Origin of the sequence: Nocardioides zeae (genome assembly GCF_010686755.1) — a bacterium.
In the GTDB taxonomy this organism is placed as follows: domain Bacteria; phylum Actinomycetota; class Actinomycetes; order Propionibacteriales; family Nocardioidaceae; genus Nocardioides; species Nocardioides zeae.
Window position 1 is genome coordinate 242,731 of sequence record NZ_JAAGXA010000005.1, and the last position, 23,613, is coordinate 266,343.

The following is a 23,613-nucleotide window of genomic DNA, read 5'->3' on the forward strand; positions in this document are numbered from 1 at the left end:
CTAGGACGTGGCCGTAGCCGGCCCGGTCGGGGCGGCAGGCCCGCCCGGTCCGGCGCCGCCGCCGACGTCGCCACCGGCCGGGGGGCGGTGGAGCCACGACAGGTCGCCCGCGTGCGAGTTCGCCTGCAGGACGACCGGGCGGGTCGCGCCGTACCGGATGATCGTCAGCGACGCCGGGTCGGCGTGGAGGCGCTGGAAGAGGTCGAGGTGCATCCCGAGGGCGTCGGCGAGCACGGCCTTCACGATGTCCCCGTGCGTCACCGCCAGCCACACGGCCTCGGCGCCGTGCTGCGCCTCGACGGCCGCGTCGCGCTCCCGCACCGCGTCGACCGCCCGGCGCTGCATGGTGCGCAGCGACTCCCCGCCGGGGAACGCGGCAGCCGACGGCTGCCGCTGCACGACCTTCCAGAGGTCCTCCCCCGCCAGGTCCGTGAGCAGCCGCCCCTGCCAGTCGCCGTAGTCGCACTCGGCGAGCCGCTCCTCCGTCTCCACGGCGAGGGCCCGGCCGGACGCCGCGAACGCCTCGACGACGTACGCCGCGGTCTCCGCGCACCGCTCCTGCGGGCTGGACGCGACGGCGACGAGCGGCACCGCGCTGAGGCGGGCGGCGGCGTCACGGGCCTGGCCCTGCCCGGTCTCGTCGAGGCGGACGCCGGGGAGGCGTCCGGCGAGCACGCCGCCGGCGTTGGCGGTGGTGCGCCCGTGGCGCTGCAGGATCACGGTGGCCATGGCCCGAGCGTACGGCGTGGCGTCGCGGCCCCCCGTGCCGCGGCGGCGTCTATGTTGCACCCGTGATCGTCGACAACGCGCTCTACCGGGACGGGCGCCGGACGGACCCCGGCTGCGCGTCCGACGACCTCGCCGGCGTGCTGGCCGCGCGGCGCGAGGGCGACGTCGTGTGGGTCGGGCTGTTCGAGCCCACCGCTGCCGAGATGGACTCCGTCGCGCAGCACTTCGGCCTCCACCACCTGGCCGTCGAGGACGCGGTGCACGCCCACCAGCGACCGAAGCTGGAGCGCTACGGCGACCAGCTCTACTGCGTGCTCAAGACCCTCTGGTACGTCGACGCCTCCGACGACGTCGAGACGGGCGAGATCGGCGTCTTCCTCGGACCCGGCTTCGTCGTGCACGTCCGGCACGGCGAGGGCTGCGACGTGCGCGCGGTCCGCAAGGAGCTCGAGGGCCGTCCCGGCGTGCTCGCCCACGGCCCGGCCGCGGTGCTCTACGCCATCGCCGACCACGTCGTCGACGCGTACGGCGAGGTGGCGGCCAACCTCGAGGTCGACGTCGACGAGGTGGAGGCCTCCGTCTTCTCCCCCGCCCGCACCGACGACTCCGCCCGGATCTTCCGGCTCAAGCGCGAGCTCGCGGAGGTACGGCGCGCCGTCCTGCCCCTGCGGGAGCCGATGCGCCGCATGGCCGCGGGCGACGTCCCCGGCGTGCCGGAGCGCTCCGCGCCGTACTTCCGCGACGTCGCGGACCACCTCTCCTCGGTGGCCGAGGTCGTCGAGGGTCTCGACAACCTGCTGGCCGCGGCCTTCGAGGCCCAGCTGGCACGCATCTCGGTGCAGCAGAACGAGGACATGCGCAAGATCTCCGCCGGGGTGGCGCTCGTGGCGGGTCCCACCCTGGTGGCGGGCATCTACGGCATGAACTTCACCCACATGCCCGAGCTGCACTGGACGCTCGGCTACCCGATGGCGCTGCTGCTCATGGTGCTGTGCTCGGGCGGGCTGTGGTGGTTCTTCAAGCGCTCGGGCTGGCTGTGAGGCCCATCGGGGCGCGGCCGCTCAGGTGGCGGTGAGCACGCCCGCGCCGAGGAGGCCCATGACGCCGAGGCCCAGGACCACACGGTAGGTCACGAACGGCAGGTAGGACCGGGTCGAGACGTAGCGCAGCAGCCACGCGATGACGGCGTAGCCGACCACGAAGGCGACCACGGTGGCCGCGATGGTCGGCCCCCAGCCGTACGGGTTGTCCCCACCGGGCACGTCCTTGAGCTTGTAGACACCCGCGCCGACGACCGCGGGGATCGCCAGGAGGAAGGCGTACCGGGTCGTGACCTCCCGCTCGTAGCCGAGGGCACGACCCATCGAGATGGTCGCGCCGGAGCGCGACACGCCGGGCACGAGCGCCGCCGCCTGCGCGACGCCCATCAGCACCGAGTCGCGGAGGGTGAGGTCCTTGAAGGTGCGGGCGGACGCGCCGTACCGGTCGGCGAGGCCCAGCACGATGCCCATCACCACGAGGGTGGAGGCGACGACCCACAGGCTGCGCAGGGCACTGTCGATCGCGTCCTCGAAGAGCAGGCCGAGCAGCACGATCGGCAACGAGCCGACGATGATGAACCAGCCCATCCGCGCGTCGAGGCTGCCGCGCAGCTCCGGCTTGACGAGCGAGCGCAGCCACGCCACCGCGATGCGCCAGATGTCCTTGCGGAAGTAGAGGAGGACCGCGACCTCCGTGCCGATCTGGCAGACGGCCGTGAAGGCCGCGCCCGGGTCCTCCCAGCCGACCAGCTCGGGGAAGATGCGGAGGTGGGCGCTCGAGGAGATCGGCAGGAACTCCGTGAGGCCCTGGATCACGCCGAGCACGACGGCTTGGAGGTAGTCCCACACGGGCGCCGACTTTAGGGCACCGCCGTGGCACACCGGGCCAGGACGGCCCGCCACGCCCGCGCGATGTGCGACACGTCTGCGGCCGGCCGCTAGGTTGACCCGCATGCAGCAGCGATCGGTCGGGGCCAGCGGCCTGCGGGTCTCGCGCCTCGGGCTCGGCACCATGACGTGGGGGCGCGACACCGACGAGCACGAGGCGCGCGACCAGCTCGTCGCGTTCGTCGGCGCCGGAGGCACCCTGCTGGACACCGCCGCGGCGTACGGCGACGGTGTGTCCGAGCAGCTGATCGGGAGCCTGCTGGGCGACGTGGTCGCCCGCGAGGACGTCGTGCTGGCCACGAAGGCGGGGCTCGGTCAACGACGCCCTGCCGGCAGGCCCGGTGGCTCCCCGAACCGGGGCGCCACCCGCGACACGTCGCGCCGCTCGGTCCTCGCGTCGCTCGACGCCTCGCTGCGACGCCTCGGCACCGACCACGTCGACCTGCTGCAGGTGCACGTGTGGTCCGACGCCACCCCGCTCGAGGAGACGCTCGCGACCCTCGACCACGTCGTGTCCACCGGCCGGGCCCGCTACGTCGGCGTCTCCAACTACACGGGCTGGCAGACGGCGCAGGCCGCGACCTGGCAGCGCGCCGTCCCCGGACGCGCGCCGCTCGTGTCGACGCAGGTCGAGTACTCCCTGCTCAACCGCAACGTCGAGCTCGAGGTGCTGCCCGCCGCGGAGGCGCTCGGGCTGGGCGTGCTGACGTGGTCGCCGCTGGGCCGTGGGGTGCTGACGGGCAAGTACCGCACCGGCACGCCGTCGGACTCCCGCGCCGCCACGTCGCACCTGGCGTCCTTCGTCGAGCCCTACCTGGACGAGCGCTCCCACGGGATCGTCGAGTCCGTGGTGAAGGCCGCGGACGGACTGGGATGGACTCCGGCCGAGGTGGCGTTGGCCTGGGTGCGTGACCGTCCGGGCGTCGCCGCACCCGTCGTCGGGGCGCGCACGGCCGCGCAGCTCCGGGCCCTCCTCAGCGTCGAGGACAAGGCCCTCCCCCTCGAGATCGCCGACGCGCTGGACGACGTCTCAGCGGTCGACTGACCCGGCCCCCGTCGGGCCGCCCCCTCCCGGGGACGGCGTCGGGCGCCCCACCCGGAGGTGACATCCGATGAGCAGGCACCGCCCCGCCCTGTCCCGCGGCGTCGAGTGGGAGTTCCGCGACGTGGTGCTGTCGCGCCACCTCTCCCGCAACGCCGTGCGCCAGGCCCTCGTCGAGATGGCCGAGCACGGCGGCTGGGAGCTCGACCGCCTCCGCATCGGCAACGACGGCGTGCGGCGCGTCATCGTGCGTCGCAAGATCATCCGTCAGCGCCCGACGCTCTGGGCCAGCTAGGGCCCGGGGCGGGCCGGCCGGACCGCCCGGGCCGGCTGGACCGTCAGGCGTCGCCGAGGAACCGGTCGAAGACCCGCGCGCCGAACTCGAGCGCATCGACCGGCACGCGCTCGTCGACCCCGTGGAAGAGCGCGGTGAAATCGAGGTCGGCGGGCAGCCGCAGCGGCGCGAACCCGTAGGAGCGCATGCCCAGCTTGCGGAAGTGCTTCGCGTCGGTGCCGCCGCTCATGAGGTACGGCGCGACGAGCGCCCCCGGGTCCTCGGCCAGCAGGCTGCGGGTCATGGCGTCGACGAGGTGCCCGTCGTAGGGCGTCTCCCACGGCTGCTGGTGGGAGACGAACTCGATCTCCACGTTCTCGCCCGTCAGCTCGGCGAGCGTGGCGAAGAACTCGTCCTCGAAGCCCGGCAGGAAGCGGCCGTCGACGTGCGCGGTCGCCTCGGTCGGAACGACGTTGACCTTGTAGCCCGCGCTGAGCATCGTCGGGTTCGTCGAGTTGCGGATGACGTTGCCCAGCATCCGCGCGGCGCCGCCGAACTCCTCGACGAGGGCCGGGGCGTTCTCGGGGGTCGCCGGCGTGCCCGCCAGCTCGCCGATGGTCGCGAGGAGCACCTCCATCGTCGGGGTGAGGCGCACCGGCCACTCGTGGGCGCCGATGCGGGCGACCGCGCCCGCGAGGTCGGTGACCGCGTTCTCGGTGTTCACCATCGACCCGTGGCCGGCGCGACCCCGAGTGGTGAGCCGCATCCAGGCCATCCCCTTCTCGGCGGCCTCGATGAGGTAGACGCGGCGACCGCGGACGGTGGCGCTGAAGCCCCCGACCTCGCCGATCGCCTCCGTGCAGTCGGCGAGCTCGTCCGGGTGCTCCTCGACCAGCACCTCGGCGCCCTGGTGGCCCCCGGCCTCCTCGTCGGCCGTGAAGCACAGCACCACGGGCCGCTTCGGCAGCACGCCGGCGCGGGTGCGGGCCCGGACGACCGACAGGAGCATGGCGTCGAAGTCCTTCATGTCGACGGCGCCCCGGCCCCAGACGTACCCGTCCTGCACCTCGCCGGAGAAGGGGTGGACCTGCCAGTCCTCGGCCGCGGCGGGAACGACGTCGAGGTGACCGTGCACGAGGAGCGGGTCGCCCTCGGGGCCGCCCCAGCGGGCCACGAGGCTGGTGCGTCCCGGCGAGCTCTCGTAGAGCCGCGACTCGATGCCCACCTCGTCGAGCAGGGTCGCGACGTGCTCCGCCGCCTTGCGCTCCCCCGGCCCCGAGTCGTCGCCGTAGTTGGACGTGTCGATGCGGATCAGGTCGCGGCACAGCTCGACGACCTCGGCAGCGGGGTCGTAGACCGGCCCGTCCCCGCGTGCGGCGTCGGCTCCCGGAGTGCTCGTGTCGTCGCTCATGGGCCCATCCTGGCAAAGAGGCGGTGGCGTCAGTTGAGGGGTCGTGTGCCGTCCGGCACCCCGCCGCCGGCCTGCACGGACTCGACGAGCTCGGCCAGCGCCGTGAGGGCCACCCGCTGGGACAGCGGACCGTAGGAGACCCGGGCGACGCCCAGCTCCTGCAGCCGCGCGAGCGGCGGCGTGCCGGGCAGGCCGATGAGGGTGAGCCGCTGGGGGCCGAACGCGTCGACGAGCGTGGCGACCTGCTCCTCGTCGAGCCGGCCGGGCACGAAGACGACGGGCGCGCCGGCGTCGAGGTAGGCCCGGCCGCGCTCCAGCGCCACCTGCAGCGGGGCGTCGGCGCCCTTCACGAACGCGTCGGTGCGGGCGTTGAGCACGAAGTCCGGCACCCCCTCGGCGGCGGCGGCCCGCATGATCGCCTCCACCTGCGCGGCCGCCTCCCCGAGGGGACGGAGCTGGTCCTCGACGTTGGCGCCGACGACGCCCACGCCGATGGCACGGCGCACGGTCTCGGCCGCGTCGCCGTACCCGCCCTCCAGGTCGGTCGAGACCGGCAGCGTCGTCGCCGCCACGATCCGCCGGACCTCCTCGATCATCTCCGCGAGGGGGATGTTCTCGCCGTCCTCGTAGCCGCGCGAGGCGGCGATCGAGTGGCTCGCGGTGGCCAGAGCGGTGGTGCCGGGGAGGTCGGACACGACCGTGGCCGAGATCGAGTCCCAGACGTTGACGACCGTCAGCAGCTCGGGTGCGCGGTGGAGGTCCAGGAGGGTGCGGGCGGTGGCAGCGAGACTCATGGGAGCGAGCATGCCGCACCCCTCCGAGGGTGGGAAGCACTTCGGCCCCGAGTCCCTGACCTGCAGGGACTCGGGGCCGATCGGTGTCCGAGGGGGGACTTGAACCCCCATGCCCAATAAGGGCACTAGCACCTCAAGCTAGCGCGTCTGCCAATTCCGCCACCCGGACGAGTGCGGGTGAAACAGTAGCAGGGGTCCGCCGGAACGACCGCATCGGCGGTCGACAGCCGATCACCCGCCACCGAGGGCGCCGTCGAGCAGGGCCTGGGCGTCGCGGAGCGCCCCCAGGCCCCGGCCGTACTGCTGCGACACCGCGGACTCGCTGACGCCGACGGCGGCCGCGACGTCGCGTTGCGAGGACCCGTCCAGCCCGGCCAGGAGCATCGGGTGCGCGGTCGCGCCGACGCGGTCGACGAGGGCGTCGCGGCAGAGCAGCAGCGCATTGACGACGTCGACCGGGCACGGCGGCGTCGCTCCCTCGGCCGCCACGAACCACGTGCGTCGCCGCCGCGTCGCCGGACGGCCCAGCTCGTCGATCGCCGCGCGTGCGCTCCACCAGGCCGAGCCGTCCTCGAGCGGGGGCGTGCGGCTCCCGTCGAGCACGGCGCGGTCGCCGAGACCGATGCCGTAGCGCGTGTCGACCACGGGCCGCAGCAGCAGGCGCACGACGAGCGTGGCGCGCACGGCGGCACCCAGGGACGGGTAGACCGCCTGGAACTCGTCGCCTACGGTCGCGTGGAGCCCGTCGACCGACGGCGCCCGGCGGTCGGCCTCGGTCAGCGCGTCGGCGAGCGCGACCTGGACGGCGCGTCGGTCACCGGAGCGCCGCGACCCCACGAGGTCGCCGATCACGGCATAGGTCGTCATTGCTGAAGCATATGACTTCATTTTTGGGAAATGAAGCCCATCGCTGAAGTTGTGGTCCGCACGGGCCACCTCACGCGAGCGCGATCAGGCCGACCCCGGCGAGCGCCACCGACCAGCTGGCCAGGCTCCCCACCAGGAAGTACTCCGTGACGTCGCTCGGGCCCCCGAACCCCGAGGCGCCGTCACGGGGCGCTCGCAGCTCGGGGAAGCGCAGCAGGGCCTTCGCGGCGACCACGAGCGAGGCACCCGTGAGGCTGCCCGCGCCGCCGAGGCCCACGACGAGGAGCCGCTCCATCGGACCCAGGACCCGCCCGCCCCGCAGCTGCTTCTCGTTGTCGTGCGCCGGGACGCCGACCAGGTCGAGCAGCAGCCGCACCAAGATGTTGGCGGTCGCGAGCTGGGCCACCCCCACGGCGGCCACGACGAGGAGCGCGTCACCGTCGAACCGGCCGAGCACGCTGGCGGCGACGACGTCGTCCACGAAGTGCGGCGCACCCATGGCCGGTCCGCAGACCACGGTCGCCGCGATGCCGGTGCCGAACGCGCCGTACGCCGCCGCGAACCGCCACCGCCCGTGGAGCAGCGGCTGGCCGGGCGGCTGCACCTGGCCGCGCGCCAGCGCGGCGGACGACGCGGGGACCCACACGGCGACCGCCGCGGCGGCGAGGACCCAGCCCCACCAGCCTCGACCCGTGGGGTCGGACAGCAGCGCCGCACCGACCACGGCGACGACACCGAGCACGGCCAGGACCCGTCGACGCAGGAGACCGGTGACGTCCCCGTCGGCCCGACAGAGGTCGCACAGACCCACCACGAGCAACCACCACGCCACACCGGCCACGTCCAGACCCCTCCCGAGAACCCCGGGCGGACCCCCACCCGACGAGGATCCACCTGGTTCCACCCTCCCGCACGGCACCGACAGTCCTGGGTCGGCCGGGCCGCGACGCCGCGTCGTGATGTGCTGACCCCGTGCCCACCACCTTCCGCCTCGCGTTCGTCACCGGAGCCACCCCCGACAAGTGGGCCGGGCGGTGGCGCGAGCGCCACCCGAAGGACCGCCTCGAGCTCGTCCCGGTCGAGCAGGCGGACCAGGAGCGCGTCGTGCGCGACGGCACGGTCGACATGTGCCTGGCCCGCCTCCCCGTCGACACGACCGGCCTGCTCGTCGTGCGCCTGTACGACGAGGCGCAGGTCGTCGTCGTCGACCGCGAGCACGTCGTGTCGGCCGTCGACGAGGTCGAGCTCGCCGACCTCGCCGACGAGCAGCTCGTCACCGACCCCGCCCGGGTGCCCGGGTGGGACGGCGTGGCCCGGGCCGACCGCCTCGACTGGCCGGCGATGACCGACCGCGAGGCGGTCGAGGTGGCGGCCAGCGGCGCAGGCGTCGCCGTGCTGCCCGAGTCCGTGGCCCGCGTGCTGCACCGCAAGGACGCCGTCCACCGACCGGTGCTCGACCTGCCCCCGACGACCGTCGCACTGGTCTGGCTCGCCGAGCGCGACGACGACGCGACCCAGGAGATGGTGGGCATCACGCGCGGCCGCACGGCCCGCAGCAGCCGGGGGTGAGGTTGCACAACGCAACCAAGGTGCGGCAAGGTCGGACGGTTGCCTGTCGGTCACACCCCGACCGGCACGCCACAGGACCAGAGAGGAACACGTGACCGCACTCGACCCGAAGAACCCCGTCGACGAGCATCCCGACGAGACGACCGAGGCCCCTGCCGCCCTGGTCGACTCCTCGCCCACCACCACCGACACCGGCGGCCACCCCGCTCTCGACGTGCCCCCACCCGTCGAGAGCCGGCCCCCGACGTCGACGCTCGACCCGGTCGTCTTCGGCGTCACCGCCGTCATCGCCGTCGCGTTCCTCGTCTGGGGCTTCGCGAGCACCGACAGCCTCCGCGACACCTCCGGCACCGCCCTGGGCTGGATCATCGACAACCTGGGCTGGCTGTTCGTCGTCTCCTCCAGCGGGTTCGTCGTCTTCGTGCTGTGGCTCGCCCTGAGCCGCTTCGGCTCGATCCCCCTGGGTCGCGACGACGAGCAGCCCGAGTTCTCGACGACCTCCTGGATCGCCATGATGTTCAGCGCCGGCATGGGCATCGGCCTCATGTTCTACGGCGTCGGCGAGCCCGTCTCCCACTTCGCCACCGCGCCCCCCGGCACGAACGGCGAGGACGCGCAGAAGACCGCGCTCGCCACCACGATCTTCCACTGGGGCCTGCACCCCTGGGCGATCTACGCGGTGCTCGGCCTCGCCGTGGCCTACGGCGTCTACCGCAAGGGCCGCCTGCAGCTCGTCAGCGCGGCGTTCGAGCCGCTGCTCGGCCGCCACGCCCACGGGCCGGCGGGCCGCGTCATCGACATCCTGGCCATCTTCGCCACGCTCTTCGGCTCGGCGGCCTCCCTCGGCCTCGGCGCGCTCCAGATCAGCAGCGGCCTCCAGATCGTCGCGGGTGTCGGCGAGATCGGCAACGGCGTGCTCGTCGCCATCATCGCGGGCCTGACGGCGGCGTTCATCGCCTCGGCCGTCTCGGGCATCGCCCGGGGCATCCAGTGGCTCGCCAACATCAACATGGTGCTGGCGATCGGGCTGGCCGTCTTCGTCTTCGTCGCCGGCCCCACCGTCTTCATCCTCGACATGCTGCCGAGCATGCTCGCCACCTACGCGGGCGACCTCGGCGAGATGGCCGCGCGCGTGCCGTCTGACCAGGCCACCACCGTGCTGCCCGACGGGACCGAGCAGACCACCGCCGCGTGGCTCTCGAACTGGACCGTCTTCTACTGGGCCTGGTGGCTCTCCTGGACCCCGTTCGTCGGCCTGTTCATCGCCCGCATCTCGCGGGGTCGCACGATCCGCCAGTTCGTCGCCGGCGTGCTGCTCGTGCCGACGGCGGTGAGCCTCGTCTGGTTCGCCATCTTCGGCGGCGCGGCGATCCACCTCGAGGAGGCCGGGCGCGACATCGCCGGCGCCGCGGGCATCGAGTCCCAGCTCTTCACGGTGCTCGACAACTTCCCGTTCGCCACCGTCACGAGCGTCGTCGTGATGGTGCTCGTCGCGATCTTCTTCGTCTCGGGCGCCGACGCGGCGTCCATCGTCATGGGCACGCTCTCCGAGCGGGGTGCCTCCGAGCCGCGTCGCTTCACCGTCGTCTTCTGGGGCGCGGCGACCGGTGCCGTGGCGGCGGTCATGCTCATCGTCGGCGGCAACGACGCCCTGACGGGCCTGCAGAACATCACCATCGCGGCCTCCGTGCCGTTCGTGCTCGTCATGATCGGCCTGTGCGTCGCGCTGGTGCGCGACCTGCGCTCCGACCCGGTCGTCGTGCGGAAGGTGTACGCGACGCAGGCGGTCGAGCAGGCCGTGATGGCGGGCGTCACCGAGCACGGCGACGACTTCGTGATCAGCGTCGAGTCGACGGAGCCCGGCGCGGGCGTCGGCGACTACATCGCCAACGGTCCGGCCCAGGCGCAGCCCTCGTCCGTGCAGGCCGCCCCCGGCAGCACCGGCGTCGCCGGGGCTCCGAGGCCGCCGAAGGACTGATCCCGCACCGTCCCCTCCCGCGTGTAACGCGGTGTCCGGGCATCTGTGGAAGTGGTCGACCACCTCCATGGATGCCCGGACACCGCGTTACACCGCGGGACCGCCATCAGCCCAGGGCGTCCTCGAGCCACTCCCCCAGCACGACGGCGCTCGCGGCGACCTGGGACGGCCAGTCCCACGCGGAGTCGTCGGCGGCGTCGGACACGTGCTTGACCAGCGTGACCCGGGCGCCGACGGCGTGCGCGGCCCACGCCACGGCGTACCCCTCCATGTCGACCAGCATCGCCCGCAGCGCCAGCGCGTCGCGGACGGCCGGGTCGGTGACGAACACGTCCCCGCTCGCCAGCACGGTGCCCGCGTCGCCCGTGCCGAGGGCGAGCAGCTCGTGGGGGTCGTGCCCGAGCTGACGGATCGCCTCGGCGCTGAGGTCGTGGTTGAGCACCGTGCCGGGGAGGTGCAGTCCCGTGACACCGGGGCGCAGCGCCCCGGCGGTGCCCACGTTGACGACGTGCACCTCCGTCGGGTCGGGGACCCGGGCGAGGGCCGCGGCGACGGCGGCGGCCGCCGGCACCTTGCCGATCCCGGTCACCAGCAGCGGGTAGCGGTCCGGCACGGCCGCGGCCTCGGCGCGGGTGGCGGCGACGACGAGGACGTCGGTACGCCGCGGGACGGCGCTCACCAGCCCGCCGGCAGCGGCCGGCCCTCGTGGAAGCCGGCCGCGGACTGCACGCCCACCACGGCGCGCTCGTGGAGCTCGGCGATGCTGCGGGCGCCCGCGTAGGTGCAGGCGGACCGCACGCCGGCACTGATGTGGTCGACGAGGTCCTCGACGCCGGGGCGGGCCGGGTCGACGTACATCCGCGACGACGAGATGCCCTCCTCGTAGAGGCCCTTGCGTGCCCGGTCGTAGGCCGACTCCGTCGACGTGCGGTGGGCGACCGCGCGGGCGGAGGCCATGCCGAAGGAGACCTTGTAGGCACGACCGTCGGAGTCGACCTGCAGGTCGCCCGGCGACTCGTGGGTGCCGGCGAACCAGGAGCCGACCATCACCGACGACGCACCGGCGGCGAGGGCGAGCGCCACGTCGCGCGGGTGCCGGACGCCGCCGTCGGCCCACACGTGGGCTCCGTCGGCGTGAGCGGCCGCGGCGCACTCGAGCACGGCCGAGAACTGCGGCCGGCCGACGCCCGTCATCATCCGCGTCGTGCACATCGCGCCGGGCCCGACGCCGACCTTGACGATGTCGGCGCCCGCGGCGACGAGCTCGCGCGTGCCGTCGGCGGAGACCACGTTGCCGGCGGCGACCGGCACCTGCGGATCGAGCGCCCGCACGGCCCTCAGGGCGTCGAGCATGCGGTCCTGGTCGCCGTGGGCGGTGTCGACCACGAGGGCGTCGACGCCGGCGTCGAGCAGCGCGGCCGCGCGGCCCGCCACGTCGCCGTTGACCCCGATGGCCGCCGCGATGCGCAGCCCGCCCCGGGCGTCCACCGCGGGCGTGTAGAGCGTCGCCCGCAGCGCGCCCGTGCGCGTGAGCACCCCGAGCAGCCGTCCCTGGCCGTCGACCGCCGGCGCGAGCCGCACCCGCGCGCGGTCGAGCAGGTCGAACGCCCGTCGGGGGTCGGTGTCGGCGCCCAGCGTCACCAACGACGTCGACATGACGTCGCGCACCTGGGTGAAGCGGTCCACGTCGGCGCAGTCGTCGGCCGCGACGACCCCCACCGGACGTCCGTCCTCGACGACCACGGCGGCGCGGTGGGAGCGCTTGGGGATGAGGGCGAGCGCGTCGCCCACCGTCTGCGTCGGCGCGAGCTCGATCGGGGTGTCGAAGACGTGGTGGCGGGCCTTCACCCACCCGACCACCTCACGCACGACGTCGAGCGGGATGTCCTGCGGGACGACCGTGATGCCGCCGCGGCGGGCCACCGTCTCCGCCATCCGACGGCCGGCGACGGCCGTCATGTTGGCCACGACGATCGGCAGGGTCGCCCCGGTGCCGTCGGTCGTGGCGAGGTCGACGTCGAACCGGCTGGCCACCGTGGAGTGGCGCGGCACCATGAAGACGTCGTCGTAGGTCAGCTCGTGCGGAGGCACGCGGTCATGGAGGAAACGCACGTGGACCCACGATAGCCGTCCTCGGATCGGTCTACTCGACGTCCACCCAGCCGAGGGTGCGGTCGACGGCCTTCCGCCAGCCGGCGTGCCCCTCCGCCCGCTGGGCGTCGTCCCAGGTCGGCTCCCAACGCCGCGACTCGTGCCAGTTGGCGCGCAGCTCGTCCGTGTCCTGCCAGAACCCGACCGCCAGGCCCGCGGCGTACGCCGCTCCCAGCGCCGTCGTCTCCGCCACCTCCGGGCGGCTCACCGGCACGCCGAGCACGTCGGCCTGGATCTGCATGCACAGCTCGTTGGCGGTCACGCCGCCGTCGACGCGGAGCACCTCGAGCCGCACGCCGGAGTCCTGCTCCATCGCGTCGACGACGTCCTTGCTCTGGTAGCAGATGGCCTCGAGCGTCGCGCGAGCCACGTGGGCGTTGGTGTTGTAGCGCGAGAGGCCGACGATCGCGCCGCGGGCGTCGCTGCGCCAGTACGGCGCGAACAACCCCGAGAACGCCGGCACGAAGTAGACCCCGCCGTTGTCCTCCACCTGCGCCGCCAGGTGCTCCGAGTCCGCGGCGCCCGCGATGATCCCGAGCTGGTCCCGCAGCCACTGCACCGCCGAGCCCGTCACGGCGATCGAGCCCTCGAGCGCGTAGACGCAGGGCTCGTCACCGAGCTGGTAGGCCGGCGTCGTGATGAGACCGGCCTGCGACCGCACGATCTCGGTGCCGGTGTTGAGCAGCATGAAGTTGCCGGTGCCGTAGGTGTTCTTGGCCTCCCCCGGTGCGAAGCAGACCTGGCCGACCGTCGCGGCCTGCTGGTCGCCGAGGATGCCGGTGATGGGCACCTCGCCGGCGAAGGGTCCGCTGGCGCGGGTCGCGCCGTACGCCTCGGCCGAGGACGACGGACGGATCTCCGGCAGCATCGCGCGGGGAATCCCGAAGAAGCCGAGCAGCTCCTCGTCCCAGTCGAGCGTCTCGAGGTCCATGAGCATCGTGCGGCTGGCGTTGGTGACGTCGGTGAGGTGGAGCCCGCCGTCGCGGCCGCCCGTCAGGTTCCACAGCAGCCAGGTGTCGGTCGTGCCGAAGAGGGCGTCGCCGCGCTCCGCCGCCTCCCGCACCCCCGGCACGTTCTCGAGGATCCACTGGATCTTGCCGCCGGCGAAGTACGTCGCGGGCGGGAGCCCGGCACGATGACGGATCACGTCGCCGCGCCCGTCGCGGTCGAGGGCGGTGGCGATCCGGTCCGTGCGGGTGTCCTGCCAGACGATCGCGTTGTGGAGCGGCCGGCCGGTGCGGCGGTCCCAGATGACGGTGGTCTCCCGCTGGTTGGTGATCCCCACCCCGGCGAGGTCACCTGCGCAGAGACCGGCCTTGCCCAGCGCGGTCTGCACCACGGAGCTCGTTCGCTCCCAGATCTCGACGGGGTTGTGCTCGACCCACCCGGCGCGGGGCAGCACCTGCTCGTGCTCGAGCTGGTGGCGGGCCACCTCGACCCCGTCGTGGTCGAAGATCATGAACCGCGTGCTCGTCGTGCCCTGGTCGACGGCTCCCACGAACTCGGCCACGCGGCTCCTCCTCGGCGGTGCGCCCCGGGGCGCGGGTGTGTGCGGACTACCCGATCATGCCGCCCCGGCCGACGACCGCGTGCGCGCCGCGCTCGTCGTCCTCGCACGGCTCGGCGGTGAAGCCGGCACGGCCCAGCGCGTCCCGCAGCACCGGCAGCTGCGCGGGCGCGCACTCGACGACGACCCGGCCGCCCGCCACCAGCCAGTCGGGGGCGCCCGCGACGACCCGCTGCTGGAGCTCCGTTCCGTCGGCACCGCCGTCGAGGGCGACGAGCGGCTCGTGCTCGCGCGCCTCGCGGGGCATGGCGGCGATCCGCTCGGTCGGCACGTACGGCGCGTTGGCCACCACCACGTCGAACCCCCGGTGCAGCGCGGGCGGGAGCGCGGCGTACAGGTCCCCGGTGACCACCAGCCCCCGGCTCCCGTACGGCGCGAGGTTCGCCCGCGCACACGCCGAGGCGCGCTCGTCGAGGTCGGCGCTGACGACCGTCGCGTCGGGCCGACGGGCGGCCACCACGGTCGCGACGGCGCCGACCCCGCCGCAGAGGTCGAGCACCCGTCCGCCGGCGGGCAGCGCCTCGAGCGCGAGCTCGGCCAGGAGCTCGGTACGCACGCGGGGAACGAAGGTGCCGGGCGCGACGACCAGCCGCAGGCCGCCGAAGACGACCTCCCCGACCACGAGCTCGAGGGGGCGGCCGGCGACCCGCTCGGCCACCGCGCGCTCGAGCCAGTCGTCGCCGCGGCCGGCGCGACGCGAGGCCCGCGCGAGCTCCGCGGCCTCGTCCTCGGCGAAGACGCAGCCGGCCGCGCGCAAGCGGGCCACCAGGGTGGGCAGGTCCTCAGGACCAGTTGAGTACGCGGACGGAGGCCGGGGGGCATCGTCCCCGGGCAGGGTTCTCGTCATGAGCACTCCTCCTCTCCCGGCCGGTCCGACCTCCAAGAACACCAACGCGTTCTTCCTCCAGGCGGGCCTCGCCTTCGGCGTCGCACTCCTCACGATGGTCGTCGCGATCATCTTCGTCCCCGTCGACCCGTGGGTCCGAGCATTCCTGGCCCTCGGGACGCTCTTCCTCGTCACGTCGTCGTTCACGCTCGCCAAGTGCATCCGCGACGCGCAGGAGACCACCCAGGTCGTCGCGCGGCTCGACCAGGCCCGCGTCGACCGCATCCTCTCCGAGCACGACCCGTTCCGCAGCGTCGCCTGAGGCCTGCGCTCCGTCCGGACGCCGACGACCCCCGGTGCCACGCTGGCACCGGGGGTCGTCCTGCGTCCGGCGCCGGGGGCGGGGCACGCGGGGGTCGGCCGGGGTGAGCCGGGGTGGGCCGCCGGGCGGTGAGAGATGTGCAGCTGGGACAGGTCCCGGTCGGTCCGGACCACCCCGACCGCACAGTTGCGCCGCCCGCCCGAGCTCCCCACCCCTGGACGGCAACCACCCCGGCGACCGCTGGGGCCGGTCACCGGGGTGGCTCCGATGTCGCTGTCCGAGCAGAGGTCACCTCACCCGAGCGAACGGAGGTGCCCTCGCCGGGTCACTTCAGCTGCGCGCTCGAGAGCCCGAGGATGCGCCGAGCCACGATGAGCTGCTGGATCTGCTGCGTGCCCTCGAAGATGTCGAGGATCTTCGAGTCGCGGGCCCACTTCTCGAGCAGCTCGGACTCGCTGTAGCCGAGCGTGCCGCAGAGCTCGACGCAGCTGAGCGTGATGTCGGACCCGACACGGCCCGCCTTGGCCTTCGCCATGGAGGCCTCGAGCGAGTTGGGCTTGCGGTTGTCCGCCATCCACGCGGCCTGCATGGTCAGCAGCTGGGCGCCCTCCCAGTCGGCCTCGAGCTGGAGGAACTTCGCCGCGGCGGCGGACTGCAGGTGGGCCGGGCGGTCGTGGTCGACCTCGACGCCCGCCTGCGCGAGCAGGTCGCGGGTGAGGTCGAGCGAGGCACGGGCGCACCCGACCGCCATCGCCGCGACGAGCGGGCGGGTGTTGTCGAAGGTCGCCATGGCGCCCGCGAAGCCCTGCTTGACGTCGACCTCGGGAGAGCCGAGGAGGTTCTCGGCAGGCACCCGGCAGTCCTCGAAGATGATGACCGCGGTGTCCGAGGCCCGGATCCCGAGCTTGTGCTCGAGGCGCTCCACCCGCATGCCGGGCGTGCCCTTCTCCACCACGAAGGACTTGATGGCCGCGCGGCCGAGCGACTTGTCGAGCGTCGCCCACACGACGACCGAGTCGGCCCGGTCACCGGAGGTGACGTAGATCTTCTCGCCGTTGATCACGTAGTGGTCCCCGTCGAGGCGGGCCGTCGTCGTGATGTTGGCGGAGTCCGAACCGACGCCGGGCTCGGTGATCGCCATGGCGGCCCACGTGCCCTTGAAGCGCTCGAGCTGCTCCTCGTTGGCGACCGAGGCGATGGCCGAGTTGCCGAGGCCCTGGCGGGGCATCGACAGCAGCAGGCCCGTGTCGCCCCAGCACATCTCGGCGATGGACATCACCGAGGCGAGGTTGGAGCCGTTGCGGACGCCGCCGTCGTCCTTCTGCTCGTCGCGGCGCACCCCGGTCGCGCCGGCGCCCTCGGCGGCGCCGGACTCGGACAGGCCGTCGATCATCGCGGCCAGCATGTCGAGCTCCTTGGGGTAGGAGTGCTCGGCACGGTCGTACTTGCGGGAGATGGGCCGCAGCATGTTCATGGCGACCTGGTGCGCCTGGTCGACCAGTGCGCGGTGCTTCTTGGGGGTCTCGAGATTGATCATGGTGTGTCGTCCGACCGGAGCCCGGGGGCTCAGACCAGGACGCCTCCTTCCATCACGCCGAGGGCCCGCAGGTCGCGGTACCACCGCTCCACCGGGTGCTCCTTGACGAAGCCGTGGCCGCCGAGCAGCTGGACGCCGTCGAGACCGATCTGCATGCCCTTGCTGGCGCAGAGGTTGCGCGCGAGGGCGACCTCGCGGGCGAAGTCCTTGCCCTGGGCGGCACGCGAGGCCGCCTTGTAGGTGACGAGCCGCATCGCCTGCAGCTCGATCGCGATGTTGGCGACCATGAACGCCACCGACTGACGGTGGGCGATCGGCTCCCCGAACGCCTCCCGCTCCTTCACGTACGGCGTCACGTAGTCGAGGACCGCCTGGGCCGTCCCCACCGCGAGCGCGCACCAGGCGAGGCGCGACAGGCGCACGCACTCGACGTACGTCGAGCCGTCCGTCTCGCCCAGGACCGCGTCCGCGGGCACCTCGACGTCGGTGAGGTGCAGCTTGGACAGCGTCGCCGCCCGCACCCCCATGGACGGGTCGGCCTCGACCCGGACGCCCGCGGTGCCGGCCTCGACGAGGAACAGCACCGGCTTGCCCTCGAGGGAGGCACCCACCACGAAGAGCTCGGCGTCGCCACCGCGCGGGACGCCCGCCTTCACGCCGTTGAGCACGTAGCGGTCGCCGCGGCGCACCGCCGTCGCGCCGGGCTGCAGCACGTCGAAGAGCGCGGTCGGCTCGCTCAGCGCGAGCGCCGCCGCGGGGACGTCGTCGCCGGTGAAGGCGGGCAGGTACGTCGCCTGCTGGGCGTCGGTGCCCCACAGCGAGATCGCCGTGGCCACCGCACCGGGCGCGAGGGTGGCGACCGCGAGTCCCATGTCGCCCCGCGCGAGCGCCTCGGCCACGAGCGCGCCGGCGACCGCCGAGCGCTCCTCGGAGATGCCTCCGAGCTTCTCGGGCACGCCCAGGATCGGCAGCCCGATCTCGAGACTGGACTTGAGCAGCGCGACGGGCGCCTCGCAGGCCTCGTCGGCCTCGGTCGCGGCCGGACGCACGACCTCGGTCGCGAACTCCCCGACGACGTCGACGAGCATCTGCTCGTCCTCTGTCGGGGTCAGGTCGAAGACCCCGCTCGCCCCGGCGCTCGGCACCCGCACGCCCGGCTTCTGGGCGCCGCGCTTGGCGAAGGTGCGACCGGCCTTGGTGACGACCGAGAAGCCGCCACGGGTCGACGTGAACACGGCCTGCTCGGTCTTCTTCCGGAGACCGAGACGGTCGATGAGGTCGCTCTGGGCGACCACGTTGAGAGCGGCGACCGCGTAGCCGATCGGGTCGCGGCTCTCCTTGCGCGCGAGGCCGTTGCGCCCGCCCGGCCTGAGGCTGTTCGTCAGGGACATGCCGCCCAATGTAACTCGCAGTTACACACAGCGCCACACTTTCGTCGGAGAACGTGCCGCGTCGTGCTCGTCACGCCTCTCCTACGATGCGGGGCATGCCCGACGACGCCGCTGCACCCGCCACCGACGAGACGCCCGACGGGCCGGACGAGACGCCGTACGGGCCGCTGCCGACGGGTGGCACCGTGCGCCCGATCACCCGCTGGGGCACACCGGTGATGCACGCGCCGCAGCGGCGCGTCACGGAGTTCGACGACGACCTGCGGGCGCTGGTCGCCGACATGACCGCGACGATGTACGCCGCGGACGGCGTCGGGCTCGCCGCCTGCCAGATCGGCGTCGACCTGGCCGTCTTCGTGTTCGACTGCCCGGACGCGTCCGGGCGTCGGGTGGCCGGGGTCGTCTGCAACCCCGACGTCAGCACGCCGGAGGGCGCCGAGCGGCGGCTCGACGACAGCGAGGAGGGGTGCCTCAGCTACCCCGGGGCGTTCGTCGACTGCGCACGCCCCGACCGCGCGAGCGTGGTGGGCGTCGGCCTGGACGGGTCACCCGTGCGCTTCGAGGGCGACGGCCTGCTGGCGCGGTGCCTGCAGCACGAGACGGACCACACCCTCGGCACCGTCTTCGGCGACCGGATCGGCACGAAGGCACGCAAGAAGCTGGCCAAGCAGCACGACAAGGCGGCCGAGGACTTCCCACCGGACTGGCCCGCCTGACACGGCGACCGCCCCGGCGGGCGGCGGTCGCCGTGCGAAGGCCGGCTCAGGCCGGGTCGAAGACCAGGCGCTCGATGGCGCGGCGTACCCACTGCTGGTAGCGGTCCGCGCTCCAACCACGCTCGACGACGAGGTGGCGGTAGGGCTCGGCACCGGCGAGGTGGCTCCACGTCGCGGCACGCTCCTCGGCGGAGGCGTCACCCGTGAGCAGCCCCTGGGAGTCCGCCCACGCGACCGCCGCCGCGCAGGCCTCGTCGTTCGATCGCTCCACGGCCTCGAAGGCGGTCGCCGCCTCGGGATCCGTCGCGGCTGCCTCGCGGAGGGAGAACCACAGACCGACGGACTGCTCGTGCACGCCGCTCAGCCACGCGGCGTACGCCGGGAGTGCCTCCGCGGGCGGGAGCGCCATCAGCTCCTGCAGCTCCGTCGAGCCGCTGACCGGGCCTTCCGTCATCGTGCCGGCGCGGCGCTGGTAGGCCTCGACGAGCAGGGCCGGCTTGGAGCCGGAGAGGTTCACGCGCGGCACGGAGACGCCGGCGCGGGCCGCGATGGCGGCCAGTGTCGTCGAGCGGTAGCCCTCGGTGGCGAAGAGCTCCGCAGCGGCGTCGACGATCCTGCCGTGGGTCGCGACGAGGGCTGCCTCACGCACGGGCGAGACGTAGCGACGTCGGGGACGGTCGGGGTCCTTCGGCAACTCAAGACCTTCTTCGTGTCGAATCCTGTCCCCCGACCGGCGCAGGATAGCCGTCCGCGCAAGGGGGTGCGGCGGACCGGGCGGGTACGGTTCTCGACCGTGGTCGTCCCGCACCCCCCACCGGTCGTGGCACCGGCCGTGCGCCTGCGCGTCGCGCTCCCGCTGGTCTTCCTCGGGGGCGCCGCCGGGACGCTCGCGCGGCACCTGCTCGGCACGGCGCTGCCGCCGGTCGGCGGCGTGCCGTGGACCATCGGGGCCGTGAACGTCGGCGGCGCCTTCCTGCTGGGGCTCCTGCTCGGCGGCCTCCGAGGTGGGCCCCTGACGCACCGCCCCCGTCTGCGGCTGCTGGTCGGCACCGGCGTCCTCGGCGGCTTCACGACCTACAGCGCACTCGCCGTCGACAGCGTGCGGCTCGCCCGGGACGACGTGGCGCTGGGCGCGGCTTACGCCGGCGGGAGCGTGCTCCTCGGGCTGCTCGCGGCCGGGCTGGGTGTCGTGCTCACGCACCGCCACCGGGGACGCTCGTGAGCGCCCTCGACCCGGGCGTGGTGGCGGGCGTGGGGCTGGCGGGCGGACTGGGCGCGGCGCTTCGTTACGTCGTCGACACCGTCGTGCGCCGCGTGGCGCCGGGGTATCCGCTCGGAACGCTGGTGATCAACACCACCGGTGCGTTCCTGCTGGGCCTCGTGACGGGGCTGGTCGCCGACGGCCACCTCGGCCCGCACGTCGCGACCGTGCTGGGCACCGGGCTGCTCGGCGGCTACACGACGTTCAGCACGGCCAGCGTCGAGGCGCTGGTGCTGCTCGAGGAGCGCCGCCCGTGGGCCGCGCTCGTCCACGCCGGCGGGATGCTCGCGCTCGGTCTCGCCGCGGCGGCTGCCGGGTGGTGGCTGGCCGCCTGAGCCGCTCCGGGCTCAGGCCGTGCCCGTGGGGCGGTCCGGTTCCTGGTAGCCGGTGAGGTACGCCGCGACCTGGGCCGCGCTCGTCACCGGGCGCACGTCGTCGGCGTGCCGGCCGACCCACCCGACGCCAGGCTCGAGGTGGCGGACGACCCGCGCGGGCACACCGGCCACGACGCTGTGGTCGGGGATCTCGCCGCGCACGACGGACCCGGCCGCCACGACGACGTTGCGGCCGATCCTGGTGCCGGGAAGCACGATCGCGTGGTGCCCGATCCAGGAGCCCGCACCGATGCGGACGGGCTGGTGGCGGCCGAGCTGACGGCCGATGGGCGTGGTGGGGTCCTGGTAGCCGTGGCTGGCGTCGGAGATGAAGACACCCTGCCCGCACCACACGTCGTCCTCGAGCGTCACCGACTCGTGCGCCGTGATGGTGCTCCGGGCTCCGATGACGCACCGGTCTCCGATGACGAGGCCGCGCTCCGGCGGCACGTCGTCGGGTCCGACGTACCCGACCGTCAGGGTGCAGGCGCGCCCGACCAGGGTGCCGCGACCGACGTGGATCCCCGCCTCGCCGACGATCGTGGCCTGGGGGAACGCGATGCACGCACCCTCGCCCAGCGACCCGAAGCGGTCGCCGGCGACGGTGCCGGGCGAGATCGCGCCGTACCACTCGACGCGGCGGCGCACCTCGTGGACGGCAGCGCCGAGCAGGCGGTGGACGACGTGGGGAAGGCGGGCGGGCACCCGGGGAGGCTAGCGGCGGCCGCGGAGGCGCACCCAGAGCGGGTCCGCCTCACCCAGGGCCGCGACGATCCGGAGCACGCCGGCGAGCTGACCGGCCCCGGAGGCGAGACCGAGCGCGCCGACGGCAGCCGCGGCGCCGGTGAGGGCGCTCATCCCCTGCACGAGGTCGCGGGCGGTCAGCGCCACCCCGGCGACACCGACGAGGAGGGCCAGGGTGCCGGTGGCGAGCCGGACGAGCACGCGCGGCTCCAGGTTCACCGTGCGCGCCCGCACCCAGCCGGCGGCGTCGGGCGAGCGCGGGCCCGCGGCGTACGGCGCCCGCAGCCACGCCGCGGCCACACGGGTGAGCCGACGTCCGGAGCGGGCGAGCCGCACGAGGACCGTCAGCCCCGCCAGCGCGAGGGCCAGCGCCGCGAGCACGACGCCGATGTCGAGCGGGCCCGCGCGGCCCAGGTCGACGATGGCACCCACCACGCCGACGGCGACGAACACGCCCACGACGGCCGCCCCGAACGCCCCGACGCCGAGCACCCAGCGGGACCAGCGCCCCGCGTCGGCCCGCAGCACGGCGACGGCGCGGTCGGCCTCCCCGAGACGGGACGGCGTCGGACCGGCGACGTACGGCGCGGAGTCGGGGGTGGTCCAGGCGTACCCCACGGCGCTCAGTCGACGTGCTTCGCCCAGGCGAAGCAGAAGAGGCCGAAACCGATGATGCCGACGCCGATCGCCCCGAGCAGGACCGGACCCCCGGGCGCCTGGAGCACGGTGAGCAGCGCCGAGTCGAGGCCACCTGACTCGTCCGGGTCGTGGTCGATCGCCGCGAAGCAGAAGAGCACGCCGACGGCGCCGATCGCGACGCCCTTGGCGGTGTAACCGGCCCGTCCGCACCAGGTGTACGCCGTGCCTGCGGTCCCCCGGCCGCTGTGGCGGAGGTCCTCGAGGAACTTGTCGGTGACGCCCTTGACGACGTGGTAGCCGCCCACGGCCAGGATCACCACCCCGACGATGCCCACAAGGACCTGGCCGAACGGTAGGTCCAGGAGCTTCGCGGTGAGGGTGTCGGCCTGCCCCTCCTGGCTGCTGCTCCCGGCTCCGAGCACGATCCGCGCGGCCGTGACGCCCAGCGCGGCGTAGAGCACCGCCTTCGCCGCCGCCGTGCCGCGGTGGCGCAGCTGGTCGTCCTTGTCCTCGGTGCGGTGGTCGAGGACCGCCTCCGCGCCCTGCCAGAGCGCGAGCAGGAACATGCCCACCGCGACCGCCCCGACCATCACGCCGCCGAACGGCTGCTGCGCGAGCTGCTGGATCGCGCCGGTCGTCGACGCCTCGCCCTCACGGTCGCCGAGGGCGAGCTGCAGGGCCAGCCAGCCGAGGAGGAGGTGGACGACGCCGTAGGCCACGAGCCCCAGACGGGCGAGGTGGTCGCGGTCGGCGGTGGTGGGGCGCATCCGGCCAGCCTAGGACTGCGGAGAACCGGTACCGGCGGGCACTCGACCGCCTAGTCTGATCGGGTGAGCACCTGGGTGACGCCGCGGCGGACGGACTCGTGGGTCACCACCGCCGTCTTCGCGATCGGCATTCCGTGGTTCGCCAGCTGGTCCACCCAGTTCTCCTGGTGGGCTTGGTGCTTGTTGCTGCTCGCCCTCGTCTTCGTGGCACTCCCGCTCGTCCACCTCACCGTCTACGTCGTGCTCAGCCTCACCGAGGACGCGGTGCGATCGGTGCGACGCCGACGCGGCGAGGACCCCCGACCGGACGCGGTCTAGGTTCGACCCTGCGGCCGGGGGTACCGGGCGCCGCCGTGACCCGCGCTCGTGTCCCGAGGAGATGCCCGATGGCCAAGATGGAGATCTCGCTGGACGGCCGCGTCTTCACCGTGCGCGGCACCGACGCCGAGCTGGGCACCCAGCTGCGCGTCGTGAACCAGAACTTCGTGTCCGACGGCGGCACGTGGATGACCTTCGACGTCGGAGCGGCCACCGAGCACATCCGCTGGATCCCGCGCACGGCGAGCGTCGCCGTGTGGTTCGACGACCCCGCGCCGTGGCGCGACCCGTCGACACGGGGCTGAGCCCGGCGCGGCCGGTCCCGGGCCTTCCCGACAGCGCGGTGGGGGGGGGGGGCCGCGCGGGGGGGGCGCACCCCCCCCCGAACCCCGGGGGCGGCCCCCCCGC

27 protein-coding genes and 1 tRNA gene are annotated in these 23,613 nt (G+C 73.9%); 11 read left to right on the top strand and 17 right to left on the bottom strand.

Translation table 11 applies throughout. From position 1 onward, the window contains the following. Positions 1-729, bottom strand: coding sequence for an MSMEG_4193 family putative phosphomutase (locus tag G3T38_RS09270; protein WP_163772004.1), 729 nt, complete (start codon positions 727-729; stop codon positions 1-3). Positions 730-791: 62 nt separating this feature from the next. Between G3T38_RS09270 and corA the strand changes: the two genes are divergently transcribed. Next, positions 792-1,769, top strand: coding sequence for a magnesium/cobalt transporter CorA (gene corA, locus G3T38_RS09275; protein ID WP_163772005.1), 978 nt, complete (start codon positions 792-794; stop codon positions 1,767-1,769). A 21-nt stretch (positions 1,770-1,790) separates the two neighbouring features. On the opposite strand, the gene G3T38_RS09280 is transcribed toward corA, so the two are convergent. After that, the gene (locus G3T38_RS09280) at positions 1,791-2,618 is read right to left on the bottom strand and encodes an undecaprenyl-diphosphate phosphatase (protein WP_338037558.1); all 828 of its coding nucleotides are present in this window, start codon (positions 2,616-2,618) and stop codon (positions 1,791-1,793) included. 103 nt (positions 2,619-2,721) lie between these two features. Here G3T38_RS09280 and G3T38_RS09285 point away from each other — a divergent pair, with 103 nt between their 5' ends. After that, positions 2,722-3,702, top strand: a complete 981-nt coding sequence (locus G3T38_RS09285) for an aldo/keto reductase (RefSeq protein WP_163772007.1) — start codon at positions 2,722-2,724, stop codon at positions 3,700-3,702. A gap of 67 nt (positions 3,703-3,769) precedes the next feature. Beyond that, a complete protein-coding gene (locus tag G3T38_RS09290; protein ID WP_163772008.1) occupies positions 3,770-3,994 on the top strand; it encodes a DUF5703 family protein in 225 nt (74 codons plus the stop codon). A gap of 43 nt (positions 3,995-4,037) precedes the next feature. Here G3T38_RS09290 and G3T38_RS09295 read toward each other — a convergent pair whose 3' ends face one another. The 5 genes from G3T38_RS09295 to G3T38_RS09315 form a co-directional block, all read right to left on the bottom strand. Next, positions 4,038-5,384: a M20/M25/M40 family metallo-hydrolase gene (locus tag G3T38_RS09295; protein WP_163772009.1), complete on the bottom strand. Its 1,347-nt coding sequence runs from the start codon at positions 5,382-5,384 to the stop codon at positions 4,038-4,040. A 29-nt stretch (positions 5,385-5,413) separates the two neighbouring features. Continuing rightward, the gene (locus tag G3T38_RS09300) at positions 5,414-6,178 is read right to left on the bottom strand and encodes an isocitrate lyase/PEP mutase family protein (protein ID WP_163772010.1); all 765 of its coding nucleotides are present in this window, start codon (positions 6,176-6,178) and stop codon (positions 5,414-5,416) included. 84 nt (positions 6,179-6,262) lie between these two features. Then, positions 6,263-6,347: transfer RNA gene (locus G3T38_RS09305), tRNA-Leu, on the bottom strand. Between the two features lie 62 nt (positions 6,348-6,409). Continuing rightward, the gene (locus tag G3T38_RS09310; protein WP_163772011.1) at positions 6,410-7,045 is read right to left on the bottom strand and encodes a SatD family protein; all 636 of its coding nucleotides are present in this window, start codon (positions 7,043-7,045) and stop codon (positions 6,410-6,412) included. Between the two features lie 70 nt (positions 7,046-7,115). Next, on the bottom strand, positions 7,116-7,886 hold the full coding sequence (locus tag G3T38_RS09315) for a hypothetical protein (protein WP_163772012.1): 771 nt from the start codon (positions 7,884-7,886) through the stop codon (positions 7,116-7,118). 131 nt (positions 7,887-8,017) lie between these two features. Between G3T38_RS09315 and G3T38_RS09320 the strand changes: the two genes are divergently transcribed. Both G3T38_RS09320 and G3T38_RS09325 read left to right on the top strand, forming a co-directional pair. Next, positions 8,018-8,614: a LysR substrate-binding domain-containing protein gene (locus G3T38_RS09320; RefSeq protein WP_163772013.1), complete on the top strand. Its 597-nt coding sequence runs from the start codon at positions 8,018-8,020 to the stop codon at positions 8,612-8,614. A 91-nt stretch (positions 8,615-8,705) separates the two neighbouring features. Further along, positions 8,706-10,592 carry a BCCT family transporter gene (locus G3T38_RS09325; protein WP_338037559.1) on the top strand — a complete coding sequence of 629 codons (1,887 nt, stop codon included), beginning with the start codon at positions 8,706-8,708 and terminating at the stop codon, positions 10,590-10,592. A 106-nt stretch (positions 10,593-10,698) separates the two neighbouring features. Here the strand turns inward: G3T38_RS09325 and G3T38_RS09330 are convergent, their stop codons facing one another. The 4 genes from G3T38_RS09330 to G3T38_RS09345 are packed head-to-tail and all read right to left on the bottom strand — an operon-like array spanning position 10,699 to position 15,076. Then, on the bottom strand, positions 10,699-11,271 hold the full coding sequence (locus tag G3T38_RS09330; RefSeq protein ID WP_163772014.1) for a nucleosidase: 573 nt from the start codon (positions 11,269-11,271) through the stop codon (positions 10,699-10,701). After that, positions 11,268-12,704, bottom strand: a complete 1,437-nt coding sequence (locus tag G3T38_RS09335; protein WP_163772015.1) for a GuaB1 family IMP dehydrogenase-related protein — start codon at positions 12,702-12,704, stop codon at positions 11,268-11,270. Before G3T38_RS09335 ends, G3T38_RS09330 begins: the two co-directional genes overlap by 4 nt. A 31-nt stretch (positions 12,705-12,735) precedes the next feature. After that, positions 12,736-14,253: a glycerol kinase GlpK gene (gene glpK, locus G3T38_RS09340; RefSeq protein WP_163772016.1), complete on the bottom strand. Its 1,518-nt coding sequence runs from the start codon at positions 14,251-14,253 to the stop codon at positions 12,736-12,738. Between the two features lie 46 nt (positions 14,254-14,299). After that, positions 14,300-15,076, bottom strand: a complete 777-nt coding sequence (locus G3T38_RS09345) for a HemK family protein methyltransferase (RefSeq protein ID WP_206675836.1) — start codon at positions 15,074-15,076, stop codon at positions 14,300-14,302. Positions 15,077-15,155: 79 nt separating this feature from the next. On the opposite strand from G3T38_RS09345, the gene G3T38_RS09350 reads away from it, so the two are divergent. Beyond that, on the top strand, positions 15,156-15,458 hold the full coding sequence (locus tag G3T38_RS09350) for a YiaA/YiaB family inner membrane protein (RefSeq protein ID WP_163772018.1): 303 nt from the start codon (positions 15,156-15,158) through the stop codon (positions 15,456-15,458). A 325-nt stretch (positions 15,459-15,783) separates the two neighbouring features. Here G3T38_RS09350 and G3T38_RS09355 read toward each other — a convergent pair whose 3' ends face one another. Further along, positions 15,784-16,995: an acyl-CoA dehydrogenase family protein gene (locus tag G3T38_RS09355; protein WP_163772019.1), complete on the bottom strand. Its 1,212-nt coding sequence runs from the start codon at positions 16,993-16,995 to the stop codon at positions 15,784-15,786. A gap of 29 nt (positions 16,996-17,024) precedes the next feature. After that, entirely contained in the window at positions 17,025-18,386 is a 1,362-nt protein-coding gene (locus G3T38_RS09360) for an acyl-CoA dehydrogenase family protein (RefSeq protein ID WP_163772020.1), read from the bottom strand. 95 nt (positions 18,387-18,481) lie between these two features. Between G3T38_RS09360 and def the strand changes: the two genes are divergently transcribed. Further along, entirely contained in the window at positions 18,482-19,102 is a 621-nt protein-coding gene (gene def / locus G3T38_RS09365) for a peptide deformylase (protein WP_163772021.1), read from the top strand. A 46-nt stretch (positions 19,103-19,148) separates the two neighbouring features. Here def and G3T38_RS09370 read toward each other — a convergent pair whose 3' ends face one another. Further along, positions 19,149-19,751, bottom strand: a complete 603-nt coding sequence (locus G3T38_RS09370) for a TetR family transcriptional regulator (protein WP_163772022.1) — start codon at positions 19,749-19,751, stop codon at positions 19,149-19,151. A gap of 144 nt (positions 19,752-19,895) precedes the next feature. On the opposite strand from G3T38_RS09370, the gene G3T38_RS09375 reads away from it, so the two are divergent. Together G3T38_RS09375 and crcB are read left to right on the top strand one after the other, a co-directional pair. Next, positions 19,896-20,324: a CrcB family protein gene (locus G3T38_RS09375; protein ID WP_206675837.1), complete on the top strand. Its 429-nt coding sequence runs from the start codon at positions 19,896-19,898 to the stop codon at positions 20,322-20,324. Beyond that, on the top strand, positions 20,321-20,698 hold the full coding sequence (crcB, locus tag G3T38_RS09380) for a fluoride efflux transporter CrcB (RefSeq protein WP_163772023.1): 378 nt from the start codon (positions 20,321-20,323) through the stop codon (positions 20,696-20,698). The genes G3T38_RS09375 and crcB overlap by 4 nt, the downstream gene beginning before the upstream one ends. Positions 20,699-20,710: 12 nt before the next feature. Here crcB and G3T38_RS09385 read toward each other — a convergent pair whose 3' ends face one another. From G3T38_RS09385 to G3T38_RS09395, 3 genes are read right to left on the bottom strand one after another with little or no spacing between them, the layout of a single operon-like run. Next, the gene (locus G3T38_RS09385) at positions 20,711-21,442 is read right to left on the bottom strand and encodes an acyltransferase (protein ID WP_338037560.1); all 732 of its coding nucleotides are present in this window, start codon (positions 21,440-21,442) and stop codon (positions 20,711-20,713) included. Between the two features lie 9 nt (positions 21,443-21,451). Then, complete coding sequence (locus G3T38_RS09390) at positions 21,452-22,099, bottom strand: hypothetical protein (protein ID WP_163772024.1); 648 nt, start codon at positions 22,097-22,099, stop codon at positions 21,452-21,454. Positions 22,100-22,104: 5 nt separating this feature from the next. Continuing rightward, a complete protein-coding gene (locus G3T38_RS09395; RefSeq protein WP_163772025.1) occupies positions 22,105-22,887 on the bottom strand; it encodes a DUF1206 domain-containing protein in 783 nt (260 codons plus the stop codon). Between the two features lie 63 nt (positions 22,888-22,950). On the opposite strand from G3T38_RS09395, the gene G3T38_RS09400 reads away from it, so the two are divergent. Together G3T38_RS09400 and G3T38_RS09405 are read left to right on the top strand one after the other, a co-directional pair. Continuing rightward, positions 22,951-23,205 (top strand): hypothetical protein, encoded by a 255-nt coding sequence (locus tag G3T38_RS09400; RefSeq protein ID WP_163772026.1) that lies wholly within the window; start codon positions 22,951-22,953, stop codon positions 23,203-23,205. Positions 23,206-23,273: 68 nt separating this feature from the next. After that, positions 23,274-23,510, top strand: a complete 237-nt coding sequence (locus tag G3T38_RS09405) for a hypothetical protein (RefSeq protein WP_163772027.1) — start codon at positions 23,274-23,276, stop codon at positions 23,508-23,510. Positions 23,511-23,613 lie beyond the last annotated feature (103 nt).